This is a genomic window from Streptomyces sp. NPDC096013 (assembly GCF_044763565.1).
Taxonomy (GTDB): Bacteria; Actinomycetota; Actinomycetes; order Streptomycetales; family Streptomycetaceae; genus Streptomyces.
Genome location: NZ_JBIWGK010000018.1, coordinates 44,755 through 65,391 on the forward strand (window position 1 = coordinate 44,755; position 20,637 = coordinate 65,391).

A 20,637-nucleotide genomic window follows, 5' to 3' on the forward strand; every position below is an offset into this window, starting at 1 on the left:
CCGGGTCAGTGCGCGCGGCGGGCTCTGGGGCGTCCGGTCGGGCGCCAGGTGGACGGGCGGGTCGGAGTGGGGCGAGACGGGCTCGAAGGCATGTGAACTCCCCGGTGTGGAAACGGCGTTCAGAGTCGGTCGGTGACGGGCAGGGACGCCGTGGGCTGCGGCACGGTGGCGAGCGGGGAGCGCGTGAGGCCCTCGGCGGCGGACGGCACCGGGTGACGTTCGGCGAGCGGCACGACCGGCGGCAGGTCGGTTTCGCCCAACACCACGTGGCGGACGACGCGTTCGGCGGCGCGGCCGTCGTCGTAGGGGCAGAAGCGCTCGCGGAACGCGGAGCGCAGCTGGGCCGAACGGGAGCCGCGCCAGTGGCCGGTGGCGAAGATGTCGATCAGCTCGTCCTCGCTGCGCGCGACCGCGCCCGGCGGGAAGGCGCGCAGGTCGAAGTAGGTGCCGCGGGCCGCCTCGTAGGCCTCCCAGTCGTCGGCGTGGATGACGATCGGGCGGTCGAGGTTGGCGTAGTCGAACATCAGGGACGAGTAGTCGGTGACCAGCGCGTCCGAGGCCAGGCAGAGCGATTCGACGCTGGGGTGGTCGCTGACGTCGATGATCCGGCCGCCGGACGCGGGGGCGAGGGGGCCCTCGTGCCAGTAGTGGGCGCGGGCCAGCACGACATAGCGCGGGCCGAGGCGGCGCAGGACGCGGTCGAGGTCGAGGTGGGCGCGCTGGGTGCGGCGGTAGTCGCGGTGGGTCGGGGCGTAGAGCAGGGCGATGGTGTCCTGCGGGATGCCGAGCGCGTCGCGCAGCCGGGCCACGTCGGCCGAAGTCGCCTGCTGGAAGACGTCGTTGCGGGGATAGCCGTAGGCGAGCGTGGTGTAGCTGCCGGGGTAGACGCGCTCCCAGGTCAGGGTGGTGTGGAGGTTGGGGGACAGGACGTGGTCCCACTTGTCGACGCCCCTGAGGAGCTCGGCGAAGTCCATGTCCCGTGCCGCGGCGGGGCGTTCCTGGAGGTCGAGGCCCATGTGTTTGAGCGGGGTGCCGTGTTGGGTCTGGATCATGACCTGGCCGGAGCGCTTGACCAGCCGGCGGTCGAAGTTGACGTTGTTCACCAGGTACTTGGAGCGGGCCAGCGCGGTCCAGTACGCGGCCGTGTTGGGGCGCAGTCTGCGCGTCGCGGCCGGGATCGTGTGGTGGTGCTCGGGGCGGGCGATCCACGCGGTGCCGATGTGCGGGGCGTGGGTGCGGAACGCGGTCTCCAGCGCGCCCGGGTTGCAGCTGTGGCCGCGCCCCCAGTAGGCGGCGAATACCGCGCGATCCCTGAGCGGGAGCCGGAGTTGGACCCGGTAGTGGAACTGGAGGACTGCCGCCCTGAGCGCGCGCAGCGCCTTCGCGGCGAGCTTGACCGTCCGTCGGCGCCAGCTCATCGCCGTCTGAAGCGCGCGGAACGTGCGGTGGACGCCGAAGTGGACGAGCGTGTGGCGCAGCCGGGTGCGCGGCGGGACCGGGGTGCCGGGGATGCGGTAACGGCGGTAGGAGGCACGGGCCTTGCGCAGGAACTCGGCACGTGTGCCGCGCGGGAGGCGGTCGGGCTTGGTGAACACCGTCGTGAGGTGGTCGACCATGCGGCGGAACAACACCGGCCGCCACTGGTCGAGTTCGGGGCGCGCGGCGATGAACTCGAAGACACGGTCGTACTGGTCGAAGACGTCGAAGTGCTTGCGGCTGGTGGTGCCGAGGATGTTGCCCTGGCGGCGCTGGCGGTAGTGGACGCAGACCCGGTCGAGGGTCGCGATCGTCTCCGCCGCCATCAGGACCGGGTAGGTCCACGGGGTGTCCTCGTAGTAGCCGGGCGGGAAGGCGAAGCCCTCGCGCTCGACGAACTCCCGTCTGTACGCCTTGTTCCAGGCGACCATGATGACCCGGAGGAGCCCGGGGCGGTCCTCCAGGCGGAAGGGCGCCGGGCCCTCTTCGGTGAGCTGGGCGGCGACCTTGTTGCGGCGGCTCTCGCCCGACCAGTAGGTGCGCGCGTAGTCGAAGACCAGGACGTCCGGTTCGCCGGTCTCCTTGAGACGGTCGGCGATCGCGCGCAGCGCGTCGGGCGTGAGCGTGTCGTCGCTGTCGAGGAAGACGAGGTAGTCGCCGGTCGCCTCTTCCAGACCGGCGTTGCGGGCCCTCCCCAGGCCCTGGTTCTCGGGGAGATGGACGGCGCGCACACGGGCGTCGCGGGCCGCGAACTCGTCGATGATCACGCCGCAGGCGTCCGGCGAGCAGTCGTCGACCGCGATCAGCTCCAGATCCGGACACGACTGGGAGAGCACCGATTCCAGGCATTCGTGCAGGTACGCCTGGACCTTGTACACGGGGACAATGACACTGAACCTGGGCAAGGGACATCCATGGGTCGGTCGGCGCGGGCGTTCTGCCCGGGAACGGCCGATGGAGTGACTTGGTTACGGTACGTACGGCATACGGGGGACGTGCGGTGAACGCGAAGGGGCGGGCCGGTGACGGCCCACCCCCTCGAACTATGTTCCGTTTGCGGTTATTTGACCGCGCCCGCCATCACGCCGGACACGAACTGCCGCTGGAACGCGAAGAACACGGCCAGCGGGATCACCATGGAGATGAACGCACCGGGTGCCAGCACGTCGATGTTGTTGCCGAACTGGCGTACCTGCGTCTGGAGTGCGACCGTGATCGGCTGCGTGCTCGACTTGGTGAACACCAGCGCGACCAGCATGTCGTTCCACACCCACAGGAACTGGAAGATGCCGAGGCTCGCGATCGCGGGCCCGCCCAGCGGCATCACGACCCGTGCGAAAAGCCGGAGTTCACCGGCGCCGTCCAGCCGGGCCGCCTCCAGGAGTTCGCGCGGGATCTCCGCGAAGAAGTTCCGCAGCAGGAACACCGCGAACGGCAGTCCGTAGCCGACATGGAAGAGGATCACCCCGAAGATGGACCCGAACAGGCCGATCTTGCCGAAGAGTTCGGCGATCGGGATCAGCGCCACCTGCACCGGCACCACCAACAGGCTGACCACGCCCAGGAACCACCAGTCGCGGCCCGGGAACTCCATCCACGCGAAGGCATAGCCCGCGAGCGCGCCGATGACCACGACGAGGAGCGTCGCCGGGACGGTGATCAGGACCGTGTTCCACAGCGAGTTGGTGATGTCGCTGTTCTCCAGCAGCGTCTTGTAGCTGTGGAAGGTGAGTTGGGACGGCTGGCTGAAGACCTTCCACCAGCCACTCGCGCTCATGTCCTCCGGACTGCGCAGCGAGGACAGCAGCAGCCCGATCGTCGGCACCAGCCAGAACAGGCCGACGACGATCAAAAACACCCGGACCAGACCCCCGCTCGCCGCCGCCGCGAGCCGTGAGCCGAGCGACTCCCGCGCCTTGACGACCTCAACAGGGCTGGTTCTACCGAGACTTCCGGCCTCCGTGGTCATCGCCGCACCTCCCGCCGCAGTCGCCGTACGTTGAAGAGCATCACCGGGATCACCAGCAGCAGCAGGAACACCGAGATCGCGCTGGCGATCCCCGGCTGGTCCTCCGAGAAGCCCTTCCGGTACAGCTCCAGGGCCAGCACGTTCGCGTCGTCCTGCGAGGAGCCCGGGGCGATGATGAAGACCAGGTCGAAGATCTTCAGCACGTTGATCATCAGCGTGACGGCGACGACCGCGAGCACCGGCGCCAGCAGCGGCACCGTGACCCGCCGGAACACCTGCCACTCATTGGCCCCGTCGACCCGCGCCGCCTCCAGCAACTCCCGCGGCACACCCGCGAGTCCGGCCGCGATCAGCACCATCGCGAACCCGGCCCACATCCACACGTACGACCCGATGATGGCCGGCGTCACCAACGACGGGCCCAGCCACTCCACTCCGTTGTACGGCTGCTTGAAGTTGCTTGCCGGGAGCCGGAGTTGGGCCCCGTCGGCCTTGGCGGGCAGGGTGAAGGTGCCGTCGCCCGCGGCCTTGGCCGAGGCGACCACCTTGCCGTCCTTCACCGCCTCGATCCTCATCCCGCCGTAGCCGAGTTCGGACGGGTCGACCCCGCCGAGCCTGCCGACGCCCTTGCCCCGGGTGAAATCCTGCCAGGTCGTGCCGGTGATCTTCCCCGGCTCGGCCTTCGCGGCCACGGCCTTCTTCGCGCCGCCGGGCATCTGGTCGGGGGCGACACCGACCAGGGGGAGCGTGACGGTCTGGCCCGTGTGGACCGTCGTACTGGTGATGAAGCCGCCGTGGTCCGCCTTCAGCGGTGACTCGCGGCCCGGGTGGGCGTTCGGGAACGCCGACGACGAGGCGAACGTGTCGTGGACACCGACCCAGACCGCGTTGGCGACCCCCTTGTGCGGGTCCTGGTCGTAGACGAGGCGGAAGATGATGCCGGCGGCCAGCATCGAGATCGCCATCGGCATGAAGACGACCAGCTTGAACGCCGTGCCCCAGCGCACCCGTTCGGTCAGCACCGCGAAGATCAGACCGAGGGCGGTGGCGACCGTCGGCGCGAAGATCACCCAGATGATGTTGTTCTTCAGGGCGGTGCGGATGCCGTCGTCGGTGAACAGGGCCTTGTAGTTGTCGAAGCCGGCGAAACCGTCACCGGCCTGGTTGCCGAAGCTGCGGACCAGCGAGTACCCGATCGGGTAGACCACGAGCGCGCCGAGCAGCACCAGGGCGGGCAGCAGGAACAGCACTGCCACGGTCCTGCGGGTGCCGGTCACGCTCTTGCGCTTGCGGGGCGCGGCGGGGGCCGGAGGGGCCTCCGCCGCCGCGGCCGACGTCATCGCCGACCCATCCCCTCGATGCCGTGTCCGGTCATCGCCGGATCAGCTCCCGCTCGCGTACGCCGCCGCCGCGTCCTTCTCCAACTGCGCCTGCGTGCCCGCGACATCGGCCGGGTTCTTCAGGAAGTCTTGGAGGTCCTTCCACTCGCCCTTGCCGGGCGTGCCGCCGAAGGACTGCGGGGCCTGGTCCGACATGTCGAAGCGGAAGTCGTCACCGGCCGCGACGAGCGCCTTGGCGATGGTCTGCTGCACCGCGTTCGGATACGCCGAGTCCGGCACGTTCTTGTTCGGGGAGAGATAGCCGCCGAGCTTCGCCTGGATCGTCGCCGCGTCCGGTGAGGCGAGGAACGTGGCCAGCGCCTGCGCCGCCTTGGAGTCCTTCAGGATGACGGCCGCGTCGCCGCCGGAGACCACGGGCGCGGTCGAACCCACCGCCGGGAACGGGAACACCTTCGCGTCCGTGCCCACCTTCGCCTTGGTCTCACCGATGTTGACCTGCACGAAGTCGCCCTCGTAGACCATCGCGGACTTCGGCTGGTCGCCGCCGTTGAACGTCTGGGTGACGGACGCCGGGAACTCCGTCTGGAGCGCGCCGCTCTGACCGCCCGCGATGTAGGCCTTCTTGCCCCAGATCTGCGCCAGCGTGGTCAGGGCCTGCTTGACGGACGGGTCCGTCCACTTGATCTTGTGCTGGGCGAGCTGGTCGTACTTCTCCGGCCCCGCCTGCGACAGATAGATGTTCTCGAACCAGTCCGTGAGCGGCCAGCCGTCCGCGCCCGCGACCGAGAACGGGGTCACCCCGGAGTCGTAGATCGTCTGCGCGGTCGTCAGCAACTCCGCCCAGGTCTTGGGCTCCTTGGCGCCCGCGTTCTCGAAGACCTTGGCGTTGTACCAGATCAGCGACTTGTTGGCCGCCTTGTAGTACACGCCGTACTGCTTGCCGCCGACCTTGCCGATGTCCTGCCAGCCCTGCGAGTAGTTCTTCTGCAACTCCTTCAGGGCGTCGGGGCCGAGGGGCTTGGCCCACTTCTTGTCGACGGCCTGCTTGATGGCGCCGGGCTGCGGGAGCATCGCGACGTCCGGCGGCTGGCCGCCCGCGATCTTCGAGCCGAGGAAGTTGATGATCGGGTCCTGCGCGGGCACGAAGGTGACCTTCGCCCCCGTGCGCTTCTCGAACTCCGAGAGGACCGCCTTGAAGTTCTTCTGCTCGGCACCCGTCCACACGGCGGCCACTTCGAGGCTCGCGCCGTTCAGCTTGGGGAGGGCGACCGTGCCCGCGGACTCCGAGGGACTGCCCGATGTGCTGTTGTCGCTCTTGTTGTCGCTGCCGCCTCCACACGCGGCGAGCGAGAGCGTCAGTGCTCCCGCGGCGACAGCCGCCGCTGTACGTACGGTGGTGCGTGTCCGATGTGTCCTGCTCGTGCTGCGCATCACTGCCCCGTTCTTCGTTCCTCGTCGAACGCTCGAACGCTTCCGTGCGCACTGGTCTACGCCCGGTCCTTGAACCCGGCAAGATGGCGTCCGCTGTCAAGTACGCGATCGTGATTGGGTCGTGACGTGGGGTTGTGTGCGCGACCTGTGAAAGATCAGAGGAGCGACGGCACCTCCGCCGCCGACACCGAGCGCGTCGCCCGCTCCAGCGCGCTCGCCAGGAGCGCCAAGTCGGTCGGTCCGTTGCCGAGTTCACGGACCGGGCGGCGGGCCGGGGGATCGCCCATGCGCTGCCACTCCAGCGGCACCACCGTCGGTCGGAGCGTCGCCGTGCGCGGGATACGGCCCGTCACCCGGCCCCCCTGGAAGGGCGTGCTCCGGCCGTCCGCCAGGATCAACCGCCCACGCCCCGGCGCCGGTTCGTCCGGACCCTGGGTGATCGCGTCGAGGGCGACCCGCAGCGTGATGTGCCGGGCGGGCTCCGTCTCGCACGTACGGGCCTCCACGGCCGCCGCCGCCACCAAGTGCACGCCGAGCCGCTCGCCCTCGCGGACCACCGCCTCCAGCGCGCGTATCACCGACCCCGCGGCCGGGCGGCCGGGGGAGCCGAGCGGGGGTTTCACCAGCGCGTCCAGATCATCCACGACCACCACCAGACGGGGCAACGGCGGTGCCGCCTCCGTCTGTTGACGCGCCGCCGCCGACGGGCGCAGCCGGATCGTCGAACTCGGCGGGGAGTCCAGGTCCCCGGCACCCGACGTGCCGCGCTGGGCGATGATCCGCCCCGACACCTCGTGCCGTCCATGCCACTCGGCGAAGCCGACCCGGCCCAGCAACTCGGCCCGCCGCTTCAGCTCCGCGCTCAGCGACTGCGCGAACTCCCGCATCCGGACAGGGTCGTTGGCGGTGAGATGCGTGGTCACATGCGGTACGTCCGTGCAGACCCGCAGACCCTCGCCGTGACCGCCTCCCCCGGAGGGGCTGCCCCCGGCGCCCACGCTGTCCCGGCCGTCCATCAGCACGATGCCCAGCCGGTCAGGGCGCTCGGCGGCGGCGAGGGACGCGACGACCGCCCGCAGCAACTCCGTACGCCCGCTGCCCGGAGGGCCCTCGATCAGCAGATGCGGTCCCTCGGTGGCGAGGTCCGCGGAGACCGGCCCGCGCGGACCGGCCCCGAGCACCGCCCAGGCCCGCCCGCCGAGCGCGTCCTTGTCGTCACCGGCGTCCGCCCAGCGCGCCAGCAGCGACGCCGGGGTGGCCCGGGCCAGCCCCAACTCGTCCAGCAGGCGCGCCGACTGGGGCAACGGCGCGGACACGCGCGCGTGCCGCTCGTGCGCGGGACCGTCCGCCCTGAGCGGGGCGAGCGCCCGCGCGAAGCGCTCGGCCCACGCGAGGGAGACGGCGTCCACAGCGGCGATGGTGCCGTTGCCCACCGGGCCGGGCCCGGTTGAGCCGGCGTCGGCCGGGGCGGCACCGGACGACTCCGGACGAGGTGACGTCAGGCCGGTGCCGGGGCGCGAGGTGTCCGCGCCGGGGCGGCCCGCCCCGGTACCGGGGTGTGGCACTTCCGCCGCACCGGGCCGTGCCGCTCCGGGGCGCGTCGCTCCCGTCCCCCCGGGCGCGACCCGCAACAGCCGCAGCGCCGTGGCGACATCACCGCTCAGCAGCGCGACCGCCCCGCACTCGCGGAACGTCGGTGCCGCCGCGCAGGCCGCCTCGTACGTGTCCGTCACGGGGGACGCGGGCGAGGCCGGCTCCGTCTCGGCGAGGCACACCACGTGGATACCGGCCCGGGGCCCGTCCTGCGCCAGCCGCGCCACCGCCTCGCGCACATCCGCCCCACCGGGGTCACCGTCCACCACGAGCACGGTGTACGGCCCGGCGAACCCGTCCGCGTCACCCTCGTCGTCCCGCGCCCAGGCGGGCCGGTGGGCGGCGCCGCGCAAGGCATCGGAGGTGTCGTCGGCGGAGTGCCCGGAGTACGCCGTCGCAGTGTCCGAGGGCCGGGTGTCGGACGCGCGGGGGCGGGTGGCGCCGGAGGCCGGGTCGTCGGCGGCGTGCGGCGCGAGAGGGCCGGGCGCGGGGTGGTCGGCGGTGCCGGAGCGGTGGTGGTGGGCTTCGTCGGTGGTGTTGTACGCGGGGGTCGTGGCCCCGCGCCGATCACGGTCGTCCACCGTGTGCCGCGCGGCGGAGGACCCCGACCGGCCGTCCGCCGAGCCCTGTGCGGAAGCGCTGCCGGAGAGCCCCGACCGCCCCTCCGCCGAGCCGCGCTGCGCGCCGATGCCGGGAGCGCGGCGGCCGGAGGCGCCGTACGCGCCCGAGGGCACGCTCGGCCGACTCGCACCGCGCGCGTCCATCGCGTGGTCCTCCAGCCGGCGGAGAAGCTCGTCCGTCCGGGCCGTCGCCTGCTCGCGGTCGTAGGCCAGCAGCAGGCGGCAGTCCTGGCCGTGCCCGGGGCGCAGATGCGGCAGCCAGCCGAGCCACGACCACTCGGCGGTGCGCTCGGCGACCGTCCGCGCGCGGTCCGTGCTGATCAGCACGATCTCCAGAGTGTCGGGGGAGTGCAGCGCGGCGAGCTGGGCCACCACCGCGCGGGCCAGGCCCGAGAGCCGCGCGCGCGGACCGGCCAGGCCCAGCGCGCCGACCTCACGGAGCCCCGACGTCACCGGCACCGCGGGCAGCAGCGCCGAGCCGTCCGGCGCCGCCCGGTCCGCCGTGCCGAGCCGGACCGTGAGCGCCTCGGGGTGGCCGGGGGCGCGCTCCCACAGGCGGGGGCCAGGGCCCAGGGCGGTGAGCAGCAGGGCCGCCGGGTCGGGCCAGGTGTCCGGCTGCTGGAGGACGACGGGCGGGGGCGGCACGCTCTCGTCGGCGCCCTCCTCGTCGTACGACGACTCGGGGTCCTCGGCCGTCGACTCGCCCCGGCCGCCCGTCAGACGGCGGGCCCACTTGCCGATGCCACCGCGCCTGCGCACGCCCTGCGGCACGTCGGTGCCCCGCAGCGGGGTGCCCTTGCGGCCGCCGTGGACGTCGGTGTCGTCCTCCGCGGGGATGCGGGAGGTCGTCGTACGCGCGGAGAACGCGTCGTCGGCAGCGCCCCCCTCCGGCGCCTCGCCGAACACGCCGAAGCGGCCCGCGTGGGTGTCGCCGCCGTCGTGCGCGGCGCGGTGCTCGATGCTCGGGGCGCTGCCCTGGCCCGGCACCACCAGGGGTTCGCTGCGCGGGGCGGTCGACGTGCCGGGCGACACGCGCACGTGGCCCTCGCCGTCGGGGGCCGTCTCCGCGCGCGCTCCCGGGCCGCCGGACGGGGTCAGCCGCAGGGCCGACTCGCCGATGCGCAGCAGCGCGCCGGGGGCGAAGCGCACCGGACGGGTGCCCACGCGCGTGCCCGCCAGGGTCGTGCCGTTCGTCGAGCCCAGGTCGGCGACCGAGACGCGGCCTCCGGGGTCGACCGTCACCGCGCAGTGCAGCCGGGACACGTCCGGGTCGTCCAGGGGGACATCGGCGTCGGCGGAGCGGCCGATGTGGATCTGGCCGCCGTGCAGGAGGTGCACCCCGCCCGCGTCCGGGCCCGCGACCACGTGCAGCTGCGTGGGGGCGTCGTCCAGCTCGGGATGGGCCTCCGGCTCGGCGGGGGCGCCCAGGGACAGCACCGCGCCGTCCGTCAGCGGCGGCTCGCCGAGGGTGCAGCGCTGGGTGTCGAGGCGCTCCACGCCCGCGAACAGCACGATCGGGGCGCCGGACTCGCGGCTCCGCTCGGACTGCGGCGCGGCCGCGTCGGCGGACACCGCAGAGGCCAGCGCGGACGCCACCGCGGCCAGGGCCGTGCCGGCGGGCGCGGTGACCAGCACATCGCAACTCGCGGAGCGGCCCCGCGGCTGCGCGGGCGGCCCCAGCGGGTCTACGACGGTCAGCCGGATCTGCATCGCCGTCAGCGGTCCCTTCTGCCCCGGCACGGAATTTCCCCCACCCCGCGCGAGCAATCGGCCAGTACTGCACGCATCCTCGCACCTGCCACTGACAACGCGCCCGGGCCCCGGTGGCAAGTGATCTTGATTGGTCAGCTCTGTCCCCAAAAGTGCCTGACCAGTGCCGTACCGGTGATCGGGTGAGACCGGTCATGTCCGCCCTCGGCGACCATTGGGGCAACCGGGAGACCGGGGAGAGCGTCTTTCCTTCGAACATGTACGGCGATGCTTACGTAGGTAGCCGCGAGAGGTGCGGCACTACAGTGGACCGGAACACAGGCAAGCAGCAGGGAGCGCAGACGTGCGGCCGGTAGGCAGCAAGTACCTGCTCGAGGAGCCGCTCGGACGCGGCGCCACGGGCACCGTCTGGCGGGCCCGCCAGCGGGAGACCGCGGGCGCCGAGGCGGCCGTCCAGGGCCAGCCCGGCGAGACCGTCGCGATCAAGGTCCTCAAGGAAGAACTCGCGAACGATCCCGACATCGTGATGCGGTTCCTGCGCGAGCGGTCGGTGCTGCTGCGCCTGACCCACCCGAACATCGTCCGGGTCCGCGATCTCGTCGTGGAAGGCGATCTCCTGGCGCTCGTCATGGACCTCGTCGAGGGCCCCGACCTGCACCGCTATCTCCGTGAGAACGGCCCGTTCAGCCCCGTCGGCGCCGCGCTGCTCACCGCGCAGATCGCCGACGCGCTGGCCGCGAGCCACGCCGACGGCGTCGTCCACCGCGACCTGAAGCCGGCGAACGTCCTGCTGAAGCAGGGCGGCGGCCAGATGTACCCGCTGCTCACCGACTTCGGCATCGCCCGCCTCGCCGACTCCCCGGGCCTGACCCGCACCCAGGAGTTCGTCGGCACGCCCGCGTACATCGCGCCCGAGTCCGCCGAGGGCCGCCCGCAGACCTCCGCCGTGGACATCTACGGCGCCGGAATCCTGATGTACGAGCTGGTCACCGGCCACCCGCCGTTCTCCGGCGGCTCGGCCCTCGAAGTCCTCCACCAGCACCTCAGCGCCGAACCCCGCCGCCCCTCGACGGTCCCCGACCCGCTGTGGACGGTCATCGAGCGCTGTCTGCGCAAGAACCCGGACGAGCGGCCCAGCGCCGAGAACCTCGCCCGCGCCCTGCGCGTCGTCGCCGAGGGCGTCGGCGTGCACGCGAACTCCGCGCAGATCGCCGCCGCCGAGAGCGTCGCGACGCTCCTGGCCCCCGACCCCGCGCCCGCCGCCGTACCGACCGTCCCCGGCGCAGCCGACCCGACGCAGGTCCTCTCGCACGGAGCGGGCGCCTACGACCCGAACGCGGCGACCAGCGTCCTCCCGCACACCAGCGGTCCCGTCGGCGCCGCCGACCCGACCACCGTGATGCCCCACCGCGGCGCGGCCGACCCGACCACGGTCATGCCGCAGAACCAGGCCGGGCAGTACGGCCAGCAGAACCAGCCGGGCGGCGGCCCCGAGCAGCCGCACCCCTGGCAGAACCAGCTGCGCGCCGCCCGCGACCGCAACGAACAGACCCAGTACCAGCCCTACCTCGACCCCGGCGAGGACCCCCTGCGCCGGCGCCCCCAGCGCCAGGTCTCCCGCCCGCAGCAGCCTCAGCAGCAACCCCGCCAGGCCGCCCAGCAGCGCCCGCAGCAGCGCCCCTCGCAGCGGCAGCAACCGCAGCAGGGCTACGGCCAGCCGCAGCAGCACCAGCCGCAGCAGTACGCCCCGCCGAACCGCCGGCAGCCCCAGCGGGCCCCGGAGCCGGCCCGCGAGCCGCGTCAGCCCCGGCAACGCAGCGCCAACCCGATGAAGATCCCCGGACTCGGCTGCCTCAAGGGCTGCCTGTTCACGGTCGTCCTGCTCTTCGTCGCGGGCTGGCTGGTCTGGGAACTGACCCCGCTCCAGAACTGGATCGGCACGGGCCGGAGCTACTGGCACGAGATCAGCCATGTCGTCGGCCAGATCAGCAACTGGGTCAAGGACCTGAGTTCCGCGACCGGCAACTGACCCTCGACACGACCGGCGACCCGCCTTCGCCCTGACCGGCGACCGACCTTCGCCTCGTCCCGGCGACCGGCCCTCGCCGGGTCGGCGGCGACCCTCGAATCGCCCTTGTCGGGCGTAGGGTTGGGGATTTGTCGACACCCAGTGGGTGATTTCCGCCTCGGCGGTGAAGGTTGGCTCATCCGACGCGTAGTTTTAGCGACACACGCGTCGGTAGGAGCAGTCTTGGCACGGAAGATCGGCAGCCGGTACACCGCCAACCAGATCCTGGGGCGGGGCAGCGCCGGCACGGTGTGGCTGGGCGAGGGTCCCGAGGGGCCCGTCGCCGTCAAGCTGCTGCGCGAGGACCTCGCGTCCGACCAGGAGCTCGTCGGCCGCTTCGTGCAGGAGCGCACGGCCCTGCTCGGCCTGGAGCATCCGAACATCGTGTCCGTACGGGACCTCGTGGTCGACGGCAACGACCTCGCCCTCGTCATGGACCTGGTCAGAGGCACGGACCTGCGCACCCGCCTCGACCGGGAACGCCGGCTCTCCCCGGAGGCCGCGGTCGCGATCGTCGCCGACATCGCGGACGGACTCGCCGCGGCCCACGCGGCCGGTGTCGTCCACCGTGACGTCAAGCCGGAGAACGTCCTCCTCGACATGCAGGGCCCGCTCGGCCCCGGCGGCGCGCACCCCGCTCTGCTGACGGACTTCGGGGTCGCCAAACTCATCGACTCCCCGCGCCGCACCCGCGCCACGAAGATCATCGGCACGCCCGACTACCTCGCCCCCGAGATCGTCGAGGGCCTGCCCCCGCGCGCGGCCGTGGACATCTACGCCCTGGCGACGGTCCTGTACGAACTCCTCGCCGGATTCACGCCGTTCGGGGGCGGCCACCCAGGCGCGGTCCTACGACGGCACGTCACCGAGACAGTCGTACCGTTGCCCGGTATCCCCGACGAACTCTGGCAGCTGATGGTCCAGTGCCTGGCCAAGGCCCCCGCCTCCCGCCTGCGCGCCTCCGAACTCGCCGCCCGCCTCCGCGAACAGCTCCCCCTGCTGGCCGGGATGCCCCCACTGGACGTCGACGAGCCCGACACCGAGCAGGAGGAGGCGGAGCAGGAGGAGGCACCGGCCGCGGCCCCCGCGCGCGGCGAGCGCGTACGACGCGGCGCCGTCCCCCTCGTGCCGGGCGCCAAGCCCGCCGACTCCAACCGCGACACCCACACCTCGATGCGCGTCCCCGCCCCGGACGAACTTGCGGGCGGCCCCCTCGGTACGGCCCGCGCCCCACGCCCCGCGGGCGCCCCGCGCCCCGGCTCCGCCCGGCACCGCGCGGCCACCCGGCGCCGGCGGCTGACGCTGGCGGCGGCGGGGGTCGTGCTGGTCGCGGCGGTCGGCGTCGGCACCTGGGCGGCGACGTCGGGCGACTCCGGCGGCGACCAGCCGGACACGAAGAACTCGGCACCGTCTTCGCCCTGACGCGCCGGTGGGGGGGGGGGGGGGCGGCGGCCCCCCCCCCCCCCCCCCCCCCCCCCCGCCCCCCCCCCCCCCCCCCCCCCCCCCCCCCCCCCCCCCCCCCCCCCCCCCCACGCACNNNCGGGGGGGGTGGGGGGCGGCCCGGGGGGGGCGCGGGGGGGCGACGCGGGGGGCGACCCGCCGCACACTAACACCTCGCCCCCCGCCCCGCCGCCCCGGGGGGGGGGGGGGGCCGCCCCCCGCACCCCCGCTCCCCGAACGCCGGAGGGGCCGGATTCACCACCGGCACTCCCCGCTTGGCGGAGCCGTTACGCTGGAGGCGTGGCAGTCGTCGATGTATCCGAAGAGCTCAAGTCCCTCTCCTCGACCATGGAGTCGATCGAGGCCGTCCTGGACCTGGACACGCTGAGGGCAGATGTCGCCGTCCTCGAGGAGCAGGCCGCAGCGCCTTCCCTCTGGGACGACCCGGAGGCGGCGCAGAAGGTCACCAGCAAGCTGAGCCACCTCCAGGCCGAGATCCGCAAGACCGAGGCACTCCGCGGCCGGATCGACGACCTCTCGGTCCTCTTCGAGATGGCCGAGGAGGAGGACGACCCGGACACCCGCGCCGAGGCGGAGAACGAACTGACCGCCGTCAAGAAGGCGCTGGACGAGATGGAGGTCCGCACCCTCCTCTCCGGCGAGTACGACTCCCGCGAGGCCGTCGTCACCATCCGCGCCGAGGCCGGCGGCGTCGACGCCTCCGACTTCGCCGAGAAGCTCCAGCGCATGTACCTCCGCTGGGCCGAGCGCCACGGCTACAAGACGGAGCTCTACGAGACGTCGTACGCCGAAGAGGCCGGCATCAAGTCGACCACCTTCGCCGTGCACGTGCCGTACGCCTACGGCACGCTCTCCGTCGAGCAGGGCACCCACCGGCTCGTCCGGATCTCGCCCTTCGACAACCAGGGCCGCCGCCAGACCTCGTTCGCCGGCGTCGAGATCCTCCCGGTCGTCGAGCAGACCGACCACATCGAGATCGACGAGTCCGAGCTGCGCGTCGACGTGTACCGGTCCTCCGGTCCCGGCGGCCAGGGCGTCAACACCACCGACTCCGCGGTGCGTCTGACCCACCTCCCCACCGGCATCGTCGTCTCCTGCCAGAACGAGCGCTCCCAGATCCAGAACAAGGCCAGCGCGATGAACGTGCTCCAGGCCAAGCTGCTGGAGCGCCGCCGTCAGGAGGAGCAGGCCCGGATGGACGCCCTCAAGGGCGACGGCGGCAACTCCTGGGGCAACCAGATGCGTTCGTACGTCCTGCACCCGTACCAGATGGTCAAGGACCTGCGCACGGAGTACGAGGTCGGCAACCCCGAGGCCGTGTTCAACGGCGAGATCGACGGCTTCCTGGAGGCCGGAATTCGCTGGCGCAAGCAGCAGGAGAAGTAATCCCGCGCGCGATTCGCGCATAGCTTTGTCGACAAGGCAACTGCCGCCCACCGGGCGGTAGTTGCCTTTCGCGCTTTCGGATGTCTGGGTTCTGCATCACACTTACACGTTCCATCTCCCAGCAAAGAACCCGTAGGTGGACATTGCGCTCGCAACGGCCTTGACGTTGCTGTGAAAACTGGGAAGGGTGAAGCGTGGCATGCGTGTCTCCGGGGCGCATGTGAACCGGGGGAGCAGAGCTTTCGCCAGCCGCCGCCCCCCGTCGATCACGGCACCGGACATCGACGCACCACACTGACGACGAGCTACTGGGGGTAGCAGACTGATGACCAAGAAGACGCGGATCCGTGTCGCACGCATAGCGGCCGGCGCGATCATCGCCGGTGGTGCTTCGCTGACCGCCGCGGGTGCCGCATCGGCGCTCGACCTGGGCGTGACGCTGAGCGCGAACACCGCCGACGACCCGACGCCCGGCGACGGGAGCGACTCCCCGACCCCGACCGACAGCGGCCTCCCGACCGCTCCGAACACGCCGACCAGCGAGCCCCCGAGCTCCGAGCCGCCGTCCTCGCAGCCGCCCACCTCGACGCCTCCCACCGACGAGCCGACCGAGCCCTCCGGCAACCCCACCGAGCCGACGGACGAGCCCACCGACAGCCCGACGGACGGCAGCACCAGCGGCTCCGGCTCCGGCTCCACCGGCGGCAACAACAACGACCCCGACGGCGGCTCCTCCGCCCAGGAGGCGGGCACCTCGGCGCTCACCGACACCGGGTCCGACACCACGGCCCAGGGCAGCGGCGGTGAGCTTGCCGAGACCGGTGCGGGCCAGACCGCGTTCCTGCTGATCGGTGCCGCGACGATGATCGCCGGCGGTATCGCCTTCCGCGTGCTCCCGCGCCTCGCGGGCAACCGCGGCGGCACGGTCGCCTGACGGTAGCCGTCCCCGTACGGACCGTACGCACGTCGTACGACGAAGGGCCCGGAGCTGTCGCTCCGGGCCCTTCGTGCGTGCTCTTGGTGTGAACCCGCGCGCTCTTCGTGCGGGTCAGGCGGTCTGGTGTGCCACCAGCGCCAGCGCCGCGATCAGTACCGCGAGCAGGGCGATCAGCGCCATGGGGTTCAGATTGGCCCACGGGTTGTTCTCCTGCTGGAGCCGCTCGCGGTTCGCGCGGCAGACGGGACAGCGGCCCTCGTGCACGGGCGCCGCGCAGTTCGCGCACACCAACCGGTCGTACGTCATGCGCTCGCCCTCCTAGCACCGGCTTCCACGGACACAACGCCCAGGGAAACGAGAACGTTCCCCCTCCACTGTGCCAGGTTCCGCGGGATTCGGCGCGGCCCGCCTTATCCTGCCCCGACCCGGTGGGTTCCAGCCCTTCAAATCCGCGACAAAACGTGCAAGCCTCGCGCAACCCCGGACGCCGACTGCGCGGGCACACCCGGGTCGCGTATGGTCACGCTCACCTACCCCCGGCTACCCGTGGTGCACCCGTGATCCGATTCGACAATGTCTCCAAGGTCTACCCCAAGCAGACCCGCCCCGCTCTCAGGGACGTCTCCCTTGAAGTGGAGAAGGGCGAGTTCGTGTTCCTCGTCGGGTCCTCCGGCTCCGGAAAGTCCACCTTCCTGAGGCTCGTCCTCCGCGAGGAGCGGTGCAGCCAGGGCCAGGTGCACGTGCTGGGCAAGGACCTCGCCCGCATCTCCAACTGGAAGGTGCCGCAGATGCGCCGCCAACTGGGGACCGTGTTCCAGGACTTCCGCCTGCTGCCCAACAAGACGGTCGCCGAGAACGTGGCCTTCGCGCAGGAGGTCATCGGCAAGTCCAAGGGCGAGATCCGCAAGTCGGTGCCCCAGGTGCTCGACCTCGTCGGGCTCGGCGGCAAGGAGGACCGGATGCCGGGCGAGCTGTCCGGTGGTGAGCAGCAGCGCGTGGCCATCGCGAGAGCCTTCGTGAACCGCCCCAAGCTCCTCATCGCCGACGAGCCCACCGGCAACCTCGACCCGCAGACCTCCGTCGGCATCATGAAGCTCCTCGACCGGATCAACCGGACGGGCACCACCGTGGTGATGGCGACGCACGACCAGAACATCGTGGACCAGATGCGCAAGCGCGTCATCGAGCTGGAGAAGGGCCGCCTCGTCCGAGACCAGGCACGCGGCGTCTACGGCTACCAGCACTGACCGCCGGCCGACCGCCGTCTGATGTCCGTCCACGGAAAGGCCTGAAGAAGCCGCCATGCGCGCCCAGTTCGTACTCTCCGAGATCGGTGTCGGTCTCCGTCGCAACCTGACGATGACCTTCGCGGTCGTCGTCTCCGTAGCCCTGTCCCTGGCCCTCTTCGGCGGCTCGCTCCTGATGAGCGACCAGGTGACCACGATGAAGGGCTACTGGTACGACAAGGTCAACGTCTCGATCTTCCTCTGCAACAAGAGCGACGCCGAGTCCGACCCCAACTGCGCCAAGGGCGCGGTGACCGACGACCAGAAGAAGCAGATCCAGTCCGACCTCGGCAAGATGTCGGTCGTCGAGAAGGTCACGTACGAGTCGCAGGACGAGGCGTACAAGCACTACAAGCAGCAGTTCGGCGACTCCCCGCTGGCCAGTTCGCTGACGCCGGACCAGATGCAGGAGTCGTACCGCATCAAGCTCAAGGACCCGGAGAAGTACCAGGTCATCGCGACCGCCTTCGACGGCCGTGACGGCGTCCAGTCGGTGCAGGACCAGAAGGGCATCCTGGACAACCTCTTCGGCCTCCTGAACGGCATGAACTGGGCCGCCCGCGCGGTCATGGCGCTCATGCTGGTCGTCGCCCTGATGCTGATCGTCAACACGGTGCGCGTCTCGGCGTTCAGCCGCCGCCGCGAGACCGGCATCATGCGCCTGGTCGGCGCCTCCGGCTTCTACATCCAGGCCCCGTTCATCATGGAGGCCGCGGTCGCGGGACTGATCGGCGGCACGGTCGCCTGCGGATTCCTGGTGGTCGCCCGGTACTTCATCATCGACCACGGCCTGGACCTGTCCCACAAGCTGAATCTGATCAACTTCATCGGCTGGGACGCCGTCCTGACGAAGCTTCCGCTCATCCTCGCCACGAGCCTCCTGATGCCCGCGCTGGCAGCGTTCTTCGCGCTGCGCAAGTACCTCAAGGTGTGACGCATGCCAAGAGGGCCGTACGGGCAACCGCCCGTGCGGCCCTTCCCGTTGTCCTAGACTCACCGCCATGTCAGGTCGTGACCTGTTCTGTCAGCCCCGCCGCATGCGCCGCGGGGCCGCCCTGACATTGGTGTTCGCGAGTGTGCTGGTCGCCGGGGCGGCGGCAGGGTCGTTCGACGAACCGGTGCGGGCCGACCGGAAATCGGCCTCCGACACGGCGGGTTCGGCGCCGGCAGGGCGCACCGAAGAGGTCGCGAAGGCCGCCGCCGAGGCCAAGGCGGACGGCAAGTCGCCCATGGAGGCCGCCGAGCGGGCCGTCAGCCGCAGCGGGGACCGGTGGGGCGCCGTGTACTCCCAGGGGGAGTACGAGGAGTTCGAGGAGGCCCTCGACGGCCAGTACACCGGCGTCGGGCTCTGGGCCCGACTCGAGCGGGACGGCCGGATCGAGGTGACCCGTGTGCAGTCCGGGTCGCCCGCCGCCGTCGCGGGCGTCCGCAAGGGCGACCGGCTGCGCAGCGTCGACGGCGAGAGCGTCGACGGCCGGCCCGTCACCGAGGTCGTCTCCTTACTGCGGGGTGACGCCCAGGACGCCGCCGCGGGCACCACCGTCACCCTCGGCCTGGAACGCGGCACGCACGCGTGGCGGGAGACCGTACGGCGCGCCCGTCTCTCCACCGACTCCGTGAGCGTCCGCAGGCTCACGGACGACGTCACCGTCATCAGGATCGCCGCGTTCACCAAGGGCGTCGGCGACCTCGTCCGCACCGCCGTACGGCAGGCCCCCGCCGACTCCTCGTTCGTCCTGGACCTGCGCGGCAACTCCGGCGGCCTGGTCACCGAGGCCGTCACCACCGCCTCCGCGTTCCTCGACGGCGGGCTCGTCGCCACGTACGACGTCGACGGCCGGCAGCGCGCCCTGCACGCGACCGCGGGCGGCGACACCACCAGACCCCTGGTCGCGCTGGTCGACGGCGGCACGATGAGCGCGGCCGAGATGCTCACCGGCGCCCTCCAGGACCGCGGTCGCGCGGTCGTCGTGGGCTCCAGGACCTTCGGCAAGGGCTCGGTCCAGATGCCGAGCAGACTTCCCGACGGCGTCGTCGCCGAGCTGACCGTCGGCCACTACCGCACCCCCTCCGGCCGCACCGTCGACGGCCGGGGCATCACCCCCGACCTCGACGTCACCGCTCAGGGGCAGGCCGCGGTGGAGCGCGCCGAGACAGTGTTGAGCGGCCTTGGGGACGCTTCCTAGCCGCCTTTCGGCGTCCTGGGTAATCGCCTTTCCTTCTGGCCCCCTGGTAGTGCGAAAATGGCAGCACTATGAGCAAGGGAATGTACGTACCCAAGGAGTCCCAGCCCAAGCAGGGCGGCGGGGCCGCCGGCGGCAAGGCCAGGGACGGCGAGAAGGGCGGCAAGCGCAAGATCGTCGCCCAGAACAAGAAGGCCCGGCACGACTACGCGATCATCGACACCTACGAGGCCGGGCTCGTCCTCTCCGGTACCGAGGTCAAGTCGCTGCGTGAGGGCCGGACCTCGCTGACCGACGGCTTCGTCCAGATCGACGGGGGCGAGGCGTGGCTGCACAACGCCCACATCCCCGAGTACCACCAGGGCACCTGGACCAACCACTCGGTGCGCCGCAAGCGCAAGCTGCTCCTGCACCGCGAGGAGATCGACAAGCTGGAGGCCAAGACCCAGGAGACGGGTCACACGATCGTGCCCCTGGCCCTGTACTTCAGCAACGGCCGGGCGAAGGCCGAGATCGCCCTCGCCCGAGGCAAGAAGGAGTACGACAAGCGGCAGACCCTGCGCGAGAAGCAGGACCGCCGGGAGTCGGACCGCGCGATCGCGGCGGCGAAGCGCAGGCAGCGCGGCGAGTAGCCTGCCGTTCCCCCGGCCGGTCGCCGGGAATACGGTGGCATCGGCGCGCGTTGTTCACGTACGATGGCTACCGCACCCCACAGCGGGTGTGCAGCGGTTTGAAAAAACAACATGGGGATGATCGGTTTCGACAGCGGATGTCGAAGCAGGTGAAGCGTGTCGAGGAAGCGGCAATGATCTCGTAAACCATATGTCGCAACCAATAATCGCCAATTCCAAGAGCGATTCCCAGTCCTTCGCCCTCGCTGCCTAATAACAGCGACTGAAGGACCCTAAAAGGGTGTCAGCCCGGGAGTGTTCCCGACCCGGATCCTGGCATAATCTAGGGAACTAAACCATCGAGCCCGGTCACGGGGTTCGATGGGAAATCAAACAGTGACTGGGCCCGTCGGCGACTTGTTCGCGTGATCGCCGGGGCCGAGAAAATCACAGCGAACTGCACACGGAGAAGCCCTGCTTCTGCACCGGTGGACGCGGGTTCGATTCCCGCCATCTCCACTCATCCCATGTGGGGAGAGCCCCCTGCCGCTTCGGCGGCAGGGGGC

The 20,637-nt window shown here is 71.4% G+C and carries 14 protein-coding genes and 1 other RNA gene; 9 read left to right on the forward strand and 6 right to left on the reverse strand.

Annotated features, from left to right (window positions below; genetic code table 11):
• Positions 1-119: 119 nt before the first annotated feature.
• The 5 genes from ACIRB1_RS39340 to ACIRB1_RS39360 all read right to left on the reverse strand — a co-directional run bounded on the left by ACIRB1_RS39340 (position 120) and on the right by ACIRB1_RS39360 (position 10,139).
• Positions 120-2,381, reverse strand: a complete 2,262-nt coding sequence (locus tag ACIRB1_RS39340; protein ID WP_403468900.1) for a CDP-glycerol glycerophosphotransferase family protein — start codon at positions 2,379-2,381, stop codon at positions 120-122.
• Between the two features lie 155 nt (positions 2,382-2,536).
• Positions 2,537-3,445, reverse strand: coding sequence for a carbohydrate ABC transporter permease (locus ACIRB1_RS39345; RefSeq protein ID WP_352185356.1), 909 nt, complete (start codon positions 3,443-3,445; stop codon positions 2,537-2,539).
• Positions 3,442-4,785 carry a sugar ABC transporter permease gene (locus ACIRB1_RS39350; RefSeq protein WP_352185357.1) on the reverse strand — a complete coding sequence of 448 codons (1,344 nt, stop codon included), beginning with the start codon at positions 4,783-4,785 and terminating at the stop codon, positions 3,442-3,444. Before ACIRB1_RS39350 ends, ACIRB1_RS39345 begins: the two co-directional genes overlap by 4 nt.
• A 42-nt stretch (positions 4,786-4,827) precedes the next feature.
• Positions 4,828-6,216, reverse strand: coding sequence for an ABC transporter substrate-binding protein (locus ACIRB1_RS39355; RefSeq protein ID WP_352185358.1), 1,389 nt, complete (start codon positions 6,214-6,216; stop codon positions 4,828-4,830).
• Positions 6,217-6,371: 155 nt separating this feature from the next.
• Complete coding sequence (locus ACIRB1_RS39360) at positions 6,372-10,139, reverse strand: FHA domain-containing protein (RefSeq protein ID WP_403468965.1); 3,768 nt, start codon at positions 10,137-10,139, stop codon at positions 6,372-6,374.
• 343 nt (positions 10,140-10,482) lie between these two features.
• On the opposite strand from ACIRB1_RS39360, the gene ACIRB1_RS39365 reads away from it, so the two are divergent.
• The 4 genes from ACIRB1_RS39365 to ACIRB1_RS39380 all read left to right on the forward strand — a co-directional run bounded on the left by ACIRB1_RS39365 (position 10,483) and on the right by ACIRB1_RS39380 (position 15,988).
• Positions 10,483-12,168, forward strand: coding sequence for a serine/threonine-protein kinase (locus ACIRB1_RS39365; RefSeq protein WP_403468901.1), 1,686 nt, complete (start codon positions 10,483-10,485; stop codon positions 12,166-12,168).
• Between the two features lie 222 nt (positions 12,169-12,390).
• Positions 12,391-13,629, forward strand: a complete 1,239-nt coding sequence (locus ACIRB1_RS39370) for a serine/threonine-protein kinase (protein WP_352185360.1) — start codon at positions 12,391-12,393, stop codon at positions 13,627-13,629.
• 318 nt (positions 13,630-13,947) lie between these two features.
• The gene (gene prfB / locus ACIRB1_RS39375; RefSeq protein WP_352185361.1) at positions 13,948-15,054 is read left to right on the forward strand and encodes a peptide chain release factor 2; all 1,107 of its coding nucleotides are present in this window, start codon (positions 13,948-13,950) and stop codon (positions 15,052-15,054) included.
• A 325-nt stretch (positions 15,055-15,379) separates the two neighbouring features.
• Complete coding sequence (locus ACIRB1_RS39380; protein ID WP_352185362.1) at positions 15,380-15,988, forward strand: hypothetical protein; 609 nt, start codon at positions 15,380-15,382, stop codon at positions 15,986-15,988.
• A gap of 114 nt (positions 15,989-16,102) precedes the next feature.
• On the opposite strand, the gene ACIRB1_RS39385 is transcribed toward ACIRB1_RS39380, so the two are convergent.
• Positions 16,103-16,297 carry a hypothetical protein gene (locus tag ACIRB1_RS39385; RefSeq protein ID WP_352185363.1) on the reverse strand — a complete coding sequence of 65 codons (195 nt, stop codon included), beginning with the start codon at positions 16,295-16,297 and terminating at the stop codon, positions 16,103-16,105.
• A 251-nt stretch (positions 16,298-16,548) separates the two neighbouring features.
• Between ACIRB1_RS39385 and ftsE the strand changes: the two genes are divergently transcribed.
• The 5 genes from ftsE (at position 16,549) to ssrA (ending at position 20,593) form a co-directional block, all read left to right on the forward strand.
• Complete coding sequence (gene ftsE / locus ACIRB1_RS39390; protein ID WP_033286714.1) at positions 16,549-17,238, forward strand: cell division ATP-binding protein FtsE; 690 nt, start codon at positions 16,549-16,551, stop codon at positions 17,236-17,238.
• A 55-nt stretch (positions 17,239-17,293) separates the two neighbouring features.
• Positions 17,294-18,211, forward strand: coding sequence for a permease-like cell division protein FtsX (gene ftsX, locus ACIRB1_RS39395; protein WP_328831094.1), 918 nt, complete (start codon positions 17,294-17,296; stop codon positions 18,209-18,211).
• 67 nt (positions 18,212-18,278) lie between these two features.
• On the forward strand, positions 18,279-19,463 hold the full coding sequence (locus ACIRB1_RS39400; protein ID WP_352185364.1) for a S41 family peptidase: 1,185 nt from the start codon (positions 18,279-18,281) through the stop codon (positions 19,461-19,463).
• A gap of 80 nt (positions 19,464-19,543) precedes the next feature.
• A complete protein-coding gene (smpB, locus tag ACIRB1_RS39405; RefSeq protein ID WP_352185396.1) occupies positions 19,544-20,092 on the forward strand; it encodes an SsrA-binding protein SmpB in 549 nt (182 codons plus the stop codon).
• Between the two features lie 113 nt (positions 20,093-20,205).
• Positions 20,206-20,593: a transfer-messenger RNA gene (ssrA, locus tag ACIRB1_RS39410) on the forward strand.
• Positions 20,594-20,637 lie beyond the last annotated feature (44 nt).